The sequence below is a fragment of the Nocardiopsis sp. CC223A genome, assembly GCF_030766825.1.
Classification (GTDB): Bacteria; Actinomycetota; Actinomycetes; order Streptosporangiales; family Streptosporangiaceae; genus Nocardiopsis.
Window position 1 is genome coordinate 16037 of the sequence record NZ_JASFDV010000085.1, and the last position, 13105, is coordinate 29141.

Annotated in this window: 14 protein-coding genes and 1 pseudogene; 8 read left to right on the forward strand and 7 right to left on the reverse strand. The window is 69.5% G+C overall.

Going from position 1 to position 13105, the window contains the following annotated elements; all coding sequences use genetic code 11:
* Window positions 1-12: 12 nt before the first annotated feature.
* From pyrH to rpsB, 3 genes are all read right to left on the reverse strand, one after another.
* Window positions 13-738: a UMP kinase gene (gene pyrH / locus QJS33_RS25785; protein WP_306370680.1), complete on the reverse strand. Its 726-nt coding sequence runs from the start codon at window positions 736-738 to the stop codon at window positions 13-15.
* A gap of 184 nt (window positions 739-922) precedes the next feature.
* Complete coding sequence (gene tsf / locus QJS33_RS25790; protein WP_306370666.1) at window positions 923-1759, reverse strand: translation elongation factor Ts; 837 nt, start codon at window positions 1757-1759, stop codon at window positions 923-925.
* 122 nt (window positions 1760-1881) lie between these two features.
* Entirely contained in the window at window positions 1882-2841 is a 960-nt protein-coding gene (gene rpsB, locus QJS33_RS25795) for a 30S ribosomal protein S2 (RefSeq protein ID WP_306370667.1), read from the reverse strand.
* 280 nt (window positions 2842-3121) lie between these two features.
* Here rpsB and QJS33_RS25800 point away from each other — a divergent pair, with 280 nt between their 5' ends.
* From QJS33_RS25800 to QJS33_RS25830, 7 genes are all read left to right on the forward strand, one after another.
* The gene (locus QJS33_RS25800) at window positions 3122-3610 is read left to right on the forward strand and encodes a M23 family metallopeptidase (RefSeq protein ID WP_306370668.1); all 489 of its coding nucleotides are present in this window, start codon (window positions 3122-3124) and stop codon (window positions 3608-3610) included.
* A gap of 112 nt (window positions 3611-3722) precedes the next feature.
* Window positions 3723-4058, forward strand: a complete 336-nt coding sequence (locus tag QJS33_RS25805) for a hypothetical protein (protein WP_306370669.1) — start codon at window positions 3723-3725, stop codon at window positions 4056-4058.
* A gap of 23 nt (window positions 4059-4081) precedes the next feature.
* On the forward strand, window positions 4082-6583 hold the full coding sequence (locus QJS33_RS25810; protein ID WP_306370670.1) for a hypothetical protein: 2502 nt from the start codon (window positions 4082-4084) through the stop codon (window positions 6581-6583).
* A 15-nt stretch (window positions 6584-6598) separates the two neighbouring features.
* A complete protein-coding gene (locus QJS33_RS25815; protein WP_306370671.1) occupies window positions 6599-7015 on the forward strand; it encodes a hypothetical protein in 417 nt (138 codons plus the stop codon).
* A gap of 180 nt (window positions 7016-7195) precedes the next feature.
* A complete protein-coding gene (locus QJS33_RS25820) occupies window positions 7196-7630 on the forward strand; it encodes a hypothetical protein (RefSeq protein ID WP_306370672.1) in 435 nt (144 codons plus the stop codon).
* 201 nt (window positions 7631-7831) lie between these two features.
* The gene (locus tag QJS33_RS25825; RefSeq protein WP_306370673.1) at window positions 7832-8050 is read left to right on the forward strand and encodes a hypothetical protein; all 219 of its coding nucleotides are present in this window, start codon (window positions 7832-7834) and stop codon (window positions 8048-8050) included.
* Window positions 8047-8361: a hypothetical protein gene (locus tag QJS33_RS25830; RefSeq protein ID WP_306370674.1), complete on the forward strand. Its 315-nt coding sequence runs from the start codon at window positions 8047-8049 to the stop codon at window positions 8359-8361. Before QJS33_RS25825 ends, QJS33_RS25830 begins: the two co-directional genes overlap by 4 nt.
* Before the next feature lie 159 nt (window positions 8362-8520).
* On the opposite strand, the gene QJS33_RS25835 is transcribed toward QJS33_RS25830, so the two are convergent.
* The 4 genes from QJS33_RS25835 to QJS33_RS25850 are packed head-to-tail and all read right to left on the reverse strand — an operon-like array spanning window position 8521 to window position 11962.
* On the reverse strand, window positions 8521-9396 hold the full coding sequence (locus tag QJS33_RS25835; protein ID WP_306370675.1) for a tyrosine recombinase XerC: 876 nt from the start codon (window positions 9394-9396) through the stop codon (window positions 8521-8523).
* A complete protein-coding gene (locus tag QJS33_RS25840) occupies window positions 9393-9746 on the reverse strand; it encodes a RidA family protein (protein ID WP_306370676.1) in 354 nt (117 codons plus the stop codon). The genes QJS33_RS25835 and QJS33_RS25840 overlap by 4 nt, the downstream gene beginning before the upstream one ends.
* Before the next feature lie 12 nt (window positions 9747-9758).
* Window positions 9759-10622 (reverse strand): SDR family oxidoreductase, encoded by an 864-nt coding sequence (locus QJS33_RS25845; RefSeq protein ID WP_306370677.1) that lies wholly within the window; start codon window positions 10620-10622, stop codon window positions 9759-9761.
* Window positions 10619-11962: an NAD(P)/FAD-dependent oxidoreductase gene (locus QJS33_RS25850; protein WP_306370678.1), complete on the reverse strand. Its 1344-nt coding sequence runs from the start codon at window positions 11960-11962 to the stop codon at window positions 10619-10621. The genes QJS33_RS25845 and QJS33_RS25850 overlap by 4 nt, the downstream gene beginning before the upstream one ends.
* A 481-nt stretch (window positions 11963-12443) precedes the next feature.
* On the opposite strand from QJS33_RS25850, the pseudogene QJS33_RS25855 reads away from it, so the two are divergent.
* A pseudogene (locus QJS33_RS25855) lies at window positions 12444-13105 on the forward strand (PucR family transcriptional regulator); the annotation flags it as partial.

The following is a 13105-nucleotide window of genomic DNA, read 5'->3' on the forward strand; positions in this document are numbered from 1 at the left end:
GCCGAGGCCGCCTCAGGCGGGGGTCGGCCCGACGATGGTGCCGATCTTCTCACCGCGGACGGCGCGCAGGATGTTGCCCTGGCTCATCAGGTCGAAGACGACGATGGGCAGCCCGTTGTCCATGCACAGGCTGACGGCGGTGGCGTCCATGACCTTGAGGCCGCGGGTGAGGACCTCGTTGTAGTTGAGCTTGTCGAACTTGACCGCGTCCGGGTTGCGCCGGGGGTCGGAGTCGTAGACCCCGTCGACCTGGGTGCCCTTGAGGACCGCCTGGGCGCCGATCTCCAGGGCGCGCTGGGCCGCGGTCGTGTCGGTGGAGAAGAACGGGGCGCCCAGTCCGGCGCCGAAGATGACCACACGGCCCTTCTCCAGGTGGCGCACGGCGCGGCGGGGGATGTACGCCTCGGCGACCTGGCTCATGTGGATGGCGGTCTGGACGCGGGTGTCCACGCCCAGGCGCTCCAGGAAGTCCTGGAGGGCGAGGCAGTTGATGACGGTGCCGAGCATGCCCATGTAGTCGGCGCGGCCGCGTTCGATGCCGCCCTCGGTGAGCTGGGCGCCGCGGAACATGTTGCCGCCGCCCACCACGACCGCGACCTGGATGCCCTCGGACACGGCCTCGGCGATGGACTCGGCGACGTACTGGACGACCTCCGGGTCGATGCCCAGGCCGCCCCCGCCGGCGAACGCCTCACCGGAGAGCTTGAGCATCACGCGCTTCCAACCTGCGTCGTGCATGGCGGGTTCGGTGTTCGTCGCTGCGTTCACGGCCTGTGGCCTCCCTTGTCGTCCCCGAGCGGCACAGGGTCCCCCGAGTGCTCCTGCTGCGGGCGGTGTGGGCTGTCATGCCCCCCGAAACCGCCCATATCCACCGAAGGTGCCGGGGAGAGCGTTCTCCCCGGCACCTCCATCATGTCAAAACCTAGGCCTGGCCGACCTTGAAGCGGGCGAAGCGCTTGACCGTCACACCGGCGGCGTCGACGACCTGCTGGACCGTCTTCTTGTTCTCCTTGACGAACGGCTGGCCGAGCAGCGTCACGTCCTTGAAGAAGCCGTTGAGGCGGCCCTCGACGATCTTGGGGATCGCCTGCTCGGGCTTGCCCTCCTCGCGGGTGGTCTGCTCGGCGATGCGGCGCTCGTTCTCGACGACCTCGGCCGGCACCTCGTCCTTGGAGACGTACTGCGGGGCCATCGCGGCGATCTGCTGCGCGAGGTCCTTGCCGACCTCCTCGTTCACCTGGTCCAGCTCGACCAGGACGCCCATGGTCGGGGGCAGGTCCGGGTCGGACTTGTGCAGGTAGGCGGAGACGAAGGCGCCGTCGAACTTGGCGAAGCGGCGGAACTCCAGCTTCTCGCCGATGATCGCGCTCTTCTCCTCGATGTAGCCCTGGAGGGTCTTCCCGGGCTCGATCTCGGCGGCGGCGACGGTGGCGAGGTCGTCGCTGTCCTGGGCGGCGACGAAGTCGGCGACCTGGTCGGCCAGCTCGATGAACTGGGCGTTCTTGGCGACGAAGTCGGTCTCGCAGTTGAGCTCGATCAGGGTGGCCTTGCCCTCGCCCTGCTGGCGGAGGACGACCGTGCCCTGGGCGGCGGTGCGGCCCGCGCGCTTGTCGACGGACTTGGCGCCCTTGATGCGCAGAGCCTCGACGGCCTTGTCGAAGTCGCCGTCGGCCTCGGTCAGGGCCTTCTTGCAGTCCATCATGCCCGCGCCGGTCATGTCGCGCAGCTTCTTGACGTCCGCGGCGGTGAAGTTCGCCATGACTGTTGGATTCCCTTGGAAGTGAAGTCTGTACAGAGGGTGAGCGGTCCGTACACCCCACGGGCCGCCCCGCTCGGAGGCGGAGCGGCACCGGGGTGTCGTGGGTCCCGGAGGACCGTCTGTTACTCGGAGGCCGGCTTCTCGTCGGCGGCGGCCTCGGCGACCGGGGACTCGGCCACGGCGGCCTCGACCTCGGCGGCCGGGGTCTCCTCGGCAGCGGGGGCCTCGGACTCGATGGCGGCCTCGACCTCGGCGGAGGGGGTCTCGACCGGAGCCTCGGTGAGGTCCTTCTGGACGTCGGCGGAGTCGGCGGTCTCGGCCTTGCCTTCGAGGATCTCGCGCTCCCACTCGGCGAGCGGCTCCTCGGCGGCCTTCTGCTCACCGGCGCCGGAGCGGGTCAGCAGACCGTCGGCGACGGCGTCGGCGATCACGCGGGTCAGCAGGCTGACACTGCGGATGGCGTCGTCGTTACCCGGGATCGGGTAGTCGACCTCGTCCGGGTCGCAGTTGGTGTCGAGGATCGCGACGACCGGAATGTTGAGCTTCCGGGCCTCGCTGATCGCGATGTGCTCCTTCTTGGTGTCCACGATCCACACGGCGCTGGGCACGCGGGACATGTCGCGGATACCGCCGAGGGTGCGCTCCAGCTTCTCCTTCTCGCGGCGGAGGTTGAGGAGCTCCTTCTTGGTGAGCGAGGAGCCGGCGACGTCGTCGAAGTCGATCTCCTCCAGCTCCTTCAGGCGCTGCAGCCGCTTGTGGACGGTGGAGAAGTTGGTGAGCATGCCGCCCAGCCAGCGCTGGTTGACGAACGGCATGCCGACGCGGCGGGCCTGCTCGTCGATGGCCTCCTGCGCCTGCTTCTTGGTGCCGACGAACAGGACGGTGCCGCCGTGGGCGACCGTCTGCTTGACGAACTCGTAAGCGCGGTCGATGTGCGCCAGCGACTTCTGGAGGTCGATGATGTAGATGCCGTTGCGCTCCGTGAGGATGAAGCGCTTCATCTTCGGGTTCCAGCGACGGGTCTGGTGCCCGAAGTGGACGCCGCTCTCCAGGAGCTGGCGGGTCGTCACGACTGTGGCCATGACAGGTCCTCCTAGTGGTGGCGGGGATAGGGCTCCCCGCCTTCGGTTGTTCCTGACGCCCCGGCCGTACCGCCACTCCGCCGAGGCGGTGTGGACCGTGGGTACGACCCCTCCGGAGGGAGGCTGGTGGACGTGCGTAGTGTGTTCGGCCCGGTGGGCCACAGATGATTCTATCCTCCGCGGGGAACGGGCCGGACCTGCGCGGGGGACGGGGCCCGGGGTTGTCCACAGGTCCCGGAAAAGCCATGACCTCCGGGGCCGCGGCGGCGACCCTGGAAGGGTGCGAAACCTCCTGCTCCTCCTCTCCGTCCTTCTCCTCCTGCTCTCCCTCCCCCTTTCTCCCCCTGCGGCCGCCGACACCACCTGGCGCTGGCCGCTGGACCCGCCCCCGCGGGTGCTGCGGCCCTTCGACCCGCCCGAACGCCCCTGGCTGCCCGGCCACCGCGGCGCGGACCTGGCAGCCGAGCCCGGCCAGGACGTCCTCGCGGCCGGTTCCGGACACGTCCACTTCGCCGGAACGGTCGCGAACACCCCGGTGGTGTCGATCTCCCACGGCGACCTGCGCACCACCTACCTCCCGGTGGAGACCGACCTCGCCCGCGGCGACCCGGTGACGAACGGCCAGGTCATCGGCACCGTCGCCGCCACGCCCCGGCACTGCCCGGAGCGCGCCTGCCTCCACTGGGGCCTGCTCCGCGGCCCGGACTACCTCGACCCGCTCTCCCTCCTGGGCACGGTCCCGGTCCGCCTCCTCCCCCGCTCCCCGTGACCGCCCGATCACACCCGTCCGCTATTTTCCTTTTGCTGGAGAAAAGCCCGCTCAACCCTTTCTCTCCAAGAATTTTCCTACACGAAACACAGCGGAAACAAAGAGGGAGTTCATGTCCGGACACGAGGTCGGCGTCAACGCCCGCGACGCCTACCAGAGCGGGAACACCGCCGAGTCCTACGCCGCGGACTTCATCGGCCTGGGAGAGGACTTCAAGGCCGTGCTCGATGCCGCCAAGTCCGCCTGCGACCACGAACCCGAGGTCACCGGTTGGGAGGCCTACGGCGAGGAGCAGGCCGAGGCGATCGCCAAGGTGGAGGAGCACGGCCTGTCCCTGGCCGAGAACGTCCAGGCGGGTGCGGCCGAGGCCTCCCACACCGATGTCGACAGCGGCGACGGTTTCAGCGAGGCGGGCTCGCCCCTGGGCCGCCCCATCAACTTCTACTGACACCTCCGACCGAGGGAACACACGTGTACTTCTCCCCCCAGGAATGCGACGTCGACCCGGGCCGGCTCGACGAGATCGCCTCGGACGCGCTGGACCTCGTCTCCCGGATCACCGGGAAGACGGGCGACCTCGACTCCCTTTTCAACGACTCCGCGAAGGAGTTCACCGACCTGGTCGCCGCGGACATCCACGCCACGGCCTCGGAGAACCAGACGGCCTGGTCGGAGGCGATCACCGCCTGCTTCCACGTCCAGGGGCTCCTGGGCAAGTGGAGCGCGGAGGTCGACCGCTACCAGCAGAACATCGCCGGACTCCAGGAGGAGTGGGACGCCGCGCTGCGCAGCAACTTCGGCTTCGCCGACGCGGACGACTACGCGATCGTGGAGGCCCGCAGGCTCAAGGCGGAAGACCTGAACGGCCGGGCGGACGGGTACTGGACCACCCTGGAGGAGCAGGCCGAGGACAACTCCGCCAACCTGGCCGCGGGGCCCACCGTGGCCAGTCTGCGCGAACTCATCGACGCGGGGTTCCTGGGATTCGCCGCCTACAACGCGACCCGCCAGTACGTCTACTATCCGGCCACCGTCGGCAACGCCGAGGAACACGCCAGGGAACTCCTCCCCTATCTGACCGGTGAGAAGGCGCCCGACGCCCACTACGAGCACCTCATGGCACAGCTCGCGATGCTCAACGCGCTGGCCCTCGACGGCCAGCGCAACGGGACCTCCACGCTCCGCCCGGACCAGATCGACTACCTGGAGGACTTCTACGCGGAGCTGGAGGAGCAGTCCGAGGACGGCACGTTCACGAGCCTGGTGGGGCAGATCCAGGACAACCCGGACCTCGACGACCACCGCGACGAACTGCTGGGGGCGCTGGGCGGCGGCATCCTCACCCTGTCCGACGGCGGCCTGGGAGGCGGCTACGACCGTCTGCCGGAGAGCGTCCGCATGCTCGTGGAGGGCCCGAGCGACTACTGGGAACCCCAGTACGAGGGACGGGGGCCCTACGGGAACGAAGAAGGACGGCTCAACAACAACTGGGCCGGGCAGCTCGGGCTGCTGGCCGACGCCCTCAACGCCGCTCCGGGCCTGGAAGGTCAGCCGATGCGCGGCGGCACGGCCTTCTCCGCCCACCTCACGGTCACCGTGGGAGAGGCGCTGGACCTGGAGTACTACAACTCCCCCGGCCATGACGAGGTCTTCCAGGACATCCTCAACGTGTCCACGCGCAACCCTGAGGCCAACGCGGTGATCCTCACCGGGGAGACCACCAACGGCAACCCGTACTCCCACCCGGCCCACGGGGCGATCGACCTCGCGGAGTTCCTGCCCGACCTCTACGCGCACGACTGGGACGACGACGGCGCCGCCGTGAGCGGACTGACGGACTGGATCGCCGAGTACGCCAACAGCGACGACCCGAGGCAACAGCAACTGGCCGGTGATTCCACGGCGAACCTGATCGAGGCGATGACCGCCGACAACGACACCTATATGGAGCTCATCGGCATCGAGTTTGAGGAACAAGACGGGCAAACATCACCCAGCAACATCGACAAACCAAAGGTTTCATTCACTGAGATCAACCCAGAGGTCGCTGAAGCATTCTTTGAAATTTTCCATACTTATATCGATGACTTCGGAGCAGAAACAGACCCAAAGGCCTACGAGTATATCGGAGGCGAAACCGACCACTTGAACATAGACGAAGCCGCGCGAGCGAGATTCATGCAGTACATCGCCGGAGACGAGGAATCCGCTGTTCGAATGATCGCTTCGGTCGAGGCACAGATTCTGGACAATCTCAGTTTCGAGAATATCGACCCGGACAGCCCGCACACAGCAGGGACAGAAAACGGAACACTCCAGGCTCTTTTGGATACAGCCATCCAGAATGAAGCCATGAACCGAACCGCGAACCTCGACCAAGCAGCCGAAGAGCAAGCAGCTCGGGAACGTGAAGCCGCCATGATGGTCAGCGAGATGCTGCTTCGGACCGCGAAGACACCGACCAGCCTCCACCCCATGGGCGCACTCGGATCCGATCTCCTGGAAATGATCATAAAGAACGAGATCAAAGCAAACATTGACGAGGATATCCAAGCGGACATCGGGGATTACGCGCAGCCCCATGACCAAGGATGGACATCTGAAAATGAGGTGAGACGCAGCGCCTCGCTGTACCTAATCAGCCAGCTTGTCGAATCCGGGGATTCCGATCTCACACTGGAAGACATCGATGATCTGATGATCATCGACGAAGGAGGCGAAGAGCGAGTCGCACTCGGTACCCATGAGATCTACTCCAGAGATCTCTCCACCATGGATTCACGCATGGAGGACACCCTGAAGAATAATGATATTCCAATGGAGGACACGAGCATCTCGGCATACGAATTCACCCAGACCTACACCGGACAACATCAGGCCCGGTATGACGACATAGTCGAGCGCTTGCGGGTTGATAGCCCAAGCGACATCGAAGAAATAGTGGCCCGCACAGACATCAAGCCCGAAAAATAGAGCAAGGAAATATTCATGAACGAAGATCAAGCATCGAATTCCATAAGAGAACCTCTTATCGGACATCCGGATTTCCGGCTGTGGTTCACCGCGGCGTGCGGGGCACTCGCCTGCCTCATCGGCGTCGTAACCCTCCTGGTGATACTGACCCTGCCCTCCGTCCGTTTCCCGGACGCCGACAACCCGGTCGAATGCTTCCCGGTGTGGAACGTCTTCTCCGCCACCGAAGGCTACGACCTGCAATACGACCGGGTCGGCAGTCATACCGGCGACCTCTGCAACAGACAGCGCGTGACCCAGACAGGCAAGGCCGTGTTGGTGGCCGTACCCACGGCCATCGCCGGGTCGGTGACCGCCAATGCCTTCCTGTTCCGGGGACGACTGAGCAGATCACGAGAACAAATGGTGGAGACGGGCGAAGGAAAGGCGTGAATCGGTTGTAAGGTACCGTGCTTTCCCTCACCGGGTCCTACCTGTCGTAGAGACCCAACACGGAATCGATCAAGTTCTCCACCATGGAACGCCTCTGGCGCCGGGTTCGCGCAGGGCGCTGCCCTCAGCGGCGTTCTTCGGAGGAATCCCCCGATTGGAACACATCGGAGGCACGCTCATATGAGCCATGACGCAACCGGAGCCTGGAGCGACGGACGTCCCGAACCACAGGCCGCCTACCTGACCGCCGGCCTGCTCTTCCTTTTCCTCGGAGCCGCGGGGTTCGGGATCGTCCTGCACCTGCTGTTGGGCCCACCCTCCTTGGAGACCGAAACCCACGGAACGGTGGCATGCATCAGCACCCTCGGCGAAAATTCCGCATACGAAGAAGATAATGAAGAAATCTCATCGGAATGGAGATCAAAACAGGAGGACGCCTGCGAGGAGCTCCGCCGAGAGCGGATGGGAACAGCTCTCATCGTCACCGCACCAACAGCGATTTCCGGCTCCATCGGGTCAACCTTTCTCTTGCTCCGAAGGCACCAAAAAATCCTGAACAAAATAGAAGCCGACAGAAACAATAAAAACGAGAGAAGCCACGAAGGGCAAGAGTAAAAAATAATGGCAAAGGTGAACATCACGCGAAAGCCGCTCGTCCACCACCCGGCCTTCCGTCCGTGGTTTATCGCTATATGCGGGGCACTCACCTGCCTCGTTGGCGTCGCCATCCTCATATCTCTGCTGATGTTTCCTGTCCCAAGAACATGGACCGGGGACAGCACGCACGCATGTTTCCCGGTATGGAACGTCTTCCCGGTGCCCGGCGGCGACCACGACATGCAGTCCGACCAAGTGGGCAACTACACCGGCGAACTCTGCAACAGACAGCGTGTTACCCAGGCGGGCAAGGCCGTGCTGGTGGCCGTGCCGACGGCCATCGCCGGGTCGGTGGCGGTCAACGCCTTCCTCTTCCGGGAACGGCTCAGCCGACCACGGGGGCGGGTGGCCGAGGACCTGGAGGAAGGGAAGTCGTGAGTCGACCGGAGAGCGCGAGGATGCCCGCACGCAGGCCTCCCCTGGTGGAACGGCCCGGCGGGGTGTTGGCGGCCGGAGCCCTCGTGGGGCTGTTCCTCGCCGTGGTGGGCACGGTCGTCGTGTACCGCCTGCTGTTCATGGAGCCACCACCGGAGGGCGGGCTGTACGGGGAGGAACGGCTGACGGCGGCGGTGGCCGCCGCCCTGCCGACGACCGTGGCGTGGGCGGTGGGGTTGTGCTCCCTGATGCTGCGTGCGCAGTTCCTCCGGTGGGAGGTACAGCAGAGAAAGCGGACCGGAGAGACTTCCTGACCGGAAACGTCTCCGCCGACGGGGACCACAGGGAAGAGCAGTCGGAAGCCGTCGCCGTCGTCCCGGGCGGGGGCGCTGCCGACGGGTGTCGGTGCGGTGCAGTGCAGTGCGTCGGCAGGACTCCCTGGCCAGAGGCGGGGCGAGGTACCCGTGGGGCGATCAGGCGCGGGGGTGGGAGCGGCGGTAGACGTCGCGGAGGCGGTCGACGGAGACGTGGGTGTAGATCTGCGTGCTGCGGGGGCTGGCGTGGCCCAGGAACTCCTGGACGCTGCGCAGGTCGGCGCCGCCGTTGAGCAGGTGGGTGGCGGCGCTATGGCGCAGGTCGTGCGGGGCGGCGTCCAGGCCCGCGGTGCCCAGGTGGGCGTGGACGTCCTCGCGGGCGCGGCGCACGTCCAGGCGGCCGCCGCGCACGCCCAGGAACAGGGCCGGGCCGCTGGCGGGGGCGGCCAGGGCCGGGCGGCCGGTGGCGAGCCAGTCGTCCAGGGCGTCCAGGGCCGGGGCGCCCACCGGGACGGTGCGCTCCTTGTCGCCCTTGCCGACGACGCGCACGGTGTTGCGGGCGCGGTCGACGTCGTCCACGTCCAGGGAGCACAGCTCGGCGACGCGCACACCCGTGGCGTAGAGCAGCTCGACCACGGCGCGGCGGCGGGTGCCCACCGGGGTGCCGTCCACCGGGTGCGACAGCGCGGCCTCGGCCTGTGCCTCGTCCAGGACGGTGGGCAGTGTGCGCCGTTGGGCCGGGGCGGACAGGCGCGGGCCCGGGTCGGCGGCGAGCACGCCCTCGCGGTGCAGGTAGCGAGTGAAGGCGCGGACGGCGGCCACCCGGCGGGCGACCGTGGACCGGCCCGCGCCCTGGTCGCGGGCGCGGGACAGCCAGGCGCGCACCACCGGCACGTCGAGGTCGCCGATCTCCAGGCCGCGCTCCTCCAGGTCCGCCAGCAGGGACCGCAGGTCGGCGAGGTAGCCGCGCACGGTGTGCGGGGAGCGGCCCAGCTCGCCCGACAGGTGGGCGGCGAAGCCCTCCAGCGGGTTCACCGGCGGGGCAGGCAGGCGACGCCGTCGATCTCCACGTGGTAGGTGGGGTCGATGAGGGCGCTCACCTCCACCAGGGTCGCGGTGGGCCGGTGCCCGTCGGGCAGGTGGGACAGGAGCGCGGAGCGGAACTCGTCCAGGTCGCTGATGTGGCGCAGGTAGTAGGTGAGCCGCACCACGTGGGTGAGGTCCGCGCCGTGGCGGGCGAGGATCTCCTCGATGTTGCTCAGGACCTGCCGGGTCTGGCCGCCGATGTCCCCGGCGACCTCTCCGTCGGGGCCCACGGGGACCTGGCCCGAGATGAACAGCAGCGGGCCGTCGGCGATCAGGGCGTCACTGTAGGGCTTGGCCATGCACGCACGGTATCAGCGCGCCTCGGGCGGCGCGGTGCGCCGGACCACGCCGCGGGCGGGTTCGGCCCCGGCGAAGGCGCCGGAGCGGGCGCGGGCCGCCAGGGTGCGGGCGATGATCCGGTCGGTGACCGTCGGCAGGTGCCGGGCCAGGAAGAACTCGACCGCGCCCCGGCGGGTGGTCGGCAGGTCCCGGCGGGGGCGGCGCGACAACCCCGCCAGCAGAACGGTGTCCACGACCCCGTCGAGGCTCTCGTAGGTGCTCATCCCCTCCAGGGACAGCCCCGCCCGGGCGGTCGAGTCGTGGATGGGGCTGCGCACCATGGACGGGTAGACGCAGGTGACCGTCACGTGCGGGGCCAGTTCCAGGCGCAGGGCGTCGGCGTAGGCGACGAGCGCGCGTTTGGAGGCCCCGTAGGCGGCGGCCAGGGGCAACTGCATGACGGCCATGCGCGAGGCCACCACGACCACCCGGCCGCGGGACTCGACGAGGGCGTCCACGCAGGCGGCGCCGACCCGCCAGGCTCCGAGCAGGTTGACGTCCAACTGGCGGCGGGCCTCGGCGCCCGGGGGCAGCTCGGCCGGGGCGGGCCCGCCGACCCCGGCGTTGTTGACCAGCAGGTCGAGCCCGTCCAGCCGGGACAGTGCCTCCGCGACGGCGGCGGGGACCGCGGCGTCGTCGGTGATGTCGCAGGCGATGACCTCGACGGGGTCGTCCTCGCGGGGGCGGGCGTCCAGACCGATGACCCGCGCGCCCGCGGCGCGCAGCCGGGTGCACAGGGCCCGGCCGAAGGTGCCCGAGGCACCGGTGGCCAGGACACGCAGGCCACGGGGGTCGCGGCGGCCGCCGGACAGCAGGTCGCGCAGGGGTCGGCTCATCGGGTGTCCTCCCGGGCGCGGACGGGCGTGAAGGCGCGTTCGGGGCGGGCGGCCAGGCGCTCGGCCCCGGCGGCGCGTTCGCGGGACAGGTCGGCGACGTAGCGGTCGAAGTCCACCCGCATCATGGGGCGCTTGTCGCCCCAGCGGGCGGTGGCGGCCCGCAGGTCGCGGGCGACGGCGCGGCGGCACCCGGCCGGGTCGGGCAGGGCGTACTCCCCCGCCAGGTGGGCGGCGACCAGTTCGCCCTGGGCCTCCACGACGGGCAGGGCGGCGCCGGTGGACTGCATGAGGCCGACGAACGCCAGACTCGGGTCGTCCAGGTGGAACACCCGCTTGTACAGGGGCAGGCGCTCCGGGTCGGGGCCGGTCCAGCGTTCGCCGAGGAAGGGGAGGGTGACGCGGTAGCCGGTGGCCCAGACCACGATGTCGACGACGTCGCTGCGCCCGTCGGCGAACACCGCCCGGTCGCCCTCGAAGCGCACGATGCCCGGGCGGGCGGTGATCTCGCCGTGGGTGAGGCGGCTCAGGACGGTGTCGCTGATGGTGGGGTGGTTCTGGAGCAGCCCTCCGGCGGGGGCGGGCAGCCCGTAGTCCTGGGGGCGGCCCACGGCCAGCCGCAGCATGGTCTGGGCGACGGCCTGGCGGATGCGCCAGGGCAGCGCCGCCAGTGCCCCGCCGGCGGCGTCGGAGGGCCGTCCGAACAGGTACTTGGGCACGATGTGGACGCCGCGGCGGGCGGAGAGCAGGACCGGCCCGCGGGAGACGTGGGAGGCGTCGACGGCGATGTCCATGGCGGAGTTGCCCATGCCGACGACCAGGATCCGGCGGTCCCGGAACGGCTCGGGGTCGCGGTAGGCGTGGGCGTGCATGTGGACGCCGGAGAAGTCGCCCGGGTAGGTCGCGGCGGGCATGCGGGGCTCGCGGTTGTGCCCGTTGGCGACGACGACCGCGTCGTAGTGGTCGGCGCCCCGGTCGGTGGCGACCTCCCAGCGGCCGTCCTGCGTGCGCTCCACCGAGGTGACGGTGGTGCCGAACCGGATGCGCCCGGTCACCCCGAAGGCGTCGGCGTAGTCGGCGAGGTATCCGGCCACGAGGTCCGCCGACGGGTAGTCCGGCCACGTCCGCGGCATGGGGAAGGCGGCGAACTCGGTGCGCCCCCGGCTGGTGTTGAGGTGCAGGGAGGCATAGGCCGGGGAGTCGGGGTCCGCACGCACCCACAGCCCGCCGGGGCGCTCGCCGCGTTCGTGGACGACCGGTTCCAGGCCGCGGTCCAGCAGGGCCTTGGCGGCGGCCAGACCCGCCGCCCCGGCCCCGATCACGGCGACGCGGGGGCGGCTCACCCCGCCTCCCCGGGGTTGCGGGCGTCCGGGCCGGGCACTCCCGGGCCGTGGACGGGTCGTGTGCGCCGGGATACGGCGCGCACTGCTCGGAGCGCGGCTCGGCGGCCGGGCCCGCTGCGGTACGACACACTCATCGGGAGCCTCCTCGGGGGCGGGGTGCGGCGCCCGCCGGGCCCTCCCAGGTTCGGCGGGCGCCGCGGTTCTCCGGAGGGCTGCCCCGCCGACACCGGGTCCGGGTCAGGGGACCGGGTGCCGACGGGGAGACCGTGGGCCGGTGTGCTCGGGGAGAGGCCGGGGACCTCCGGGGCGCGGCCCTGTTCGGGGAGGGGGCCGTCGCCGCACACCGACCGACCGGATGCAGGGCTTGTGCGCAGGACCAATCGTAGGCGGCTTCCTGGCCGCAGGACATGGCCACGGGCACACTCTTGCCCACCGGCGTTGTGGTCCGCCACAATCCGACGGGGTACACGAGGAGGCACCGATGGACGCGCGGGGGGACTGGGGTGGGGTCGTCGCCGTCATCGAACAGGTGGTGGCCGACGACCGGCTGCTGTCGGCGACCGTGGCCGGTGTCCGCGGGTCGATACGTGAGCTGGCCGCGCTCACCCCGGGTGACATGAGCGCGCACACCCGGGCGCTGTTGCTGGCCGCGACCCGGGCGGTGGCGGCCCGGCGCGGCCCCACCGAGGCCGAGCTGGACTTCGTCCAGGAGCTCGGGGTGACCCGGGCCCTACAGGGCATCCCGGTGGAGGCGGTACTGGCCGCCATCCACATCGCCGAACGCGCGATCTGGGCACGGTCCAGGGAGGTCGCCCGCGCCCAGGGGGTGGGTGCCGAGCAGTTGCTCGACATGCGCGAGCTGTACGAGGACTGGGCCGAGGCGGTGCGCGGCCGTCTGATCACCGCGCACCGCGAGACCCTGGCCGATCAGGAGCGGTCCACCACCGCCCGGGACACCGCCCTGCTGCTGCGCCTGTTGGAGGGCGGTTCGGCGGCGTCGCTGGCCGCCGCCGAGGCGGGCCTGCCCGCGGAGCTGTGGGTGGTGACGGCCCGCTCCGGGGAACCGGCGGACAGCGCCCGCTGGGAGCGGGACCTGCGCGCCCCGGCCCCGGCCCTGGCGGCCGAGGTGGACGGGCTCTTCGT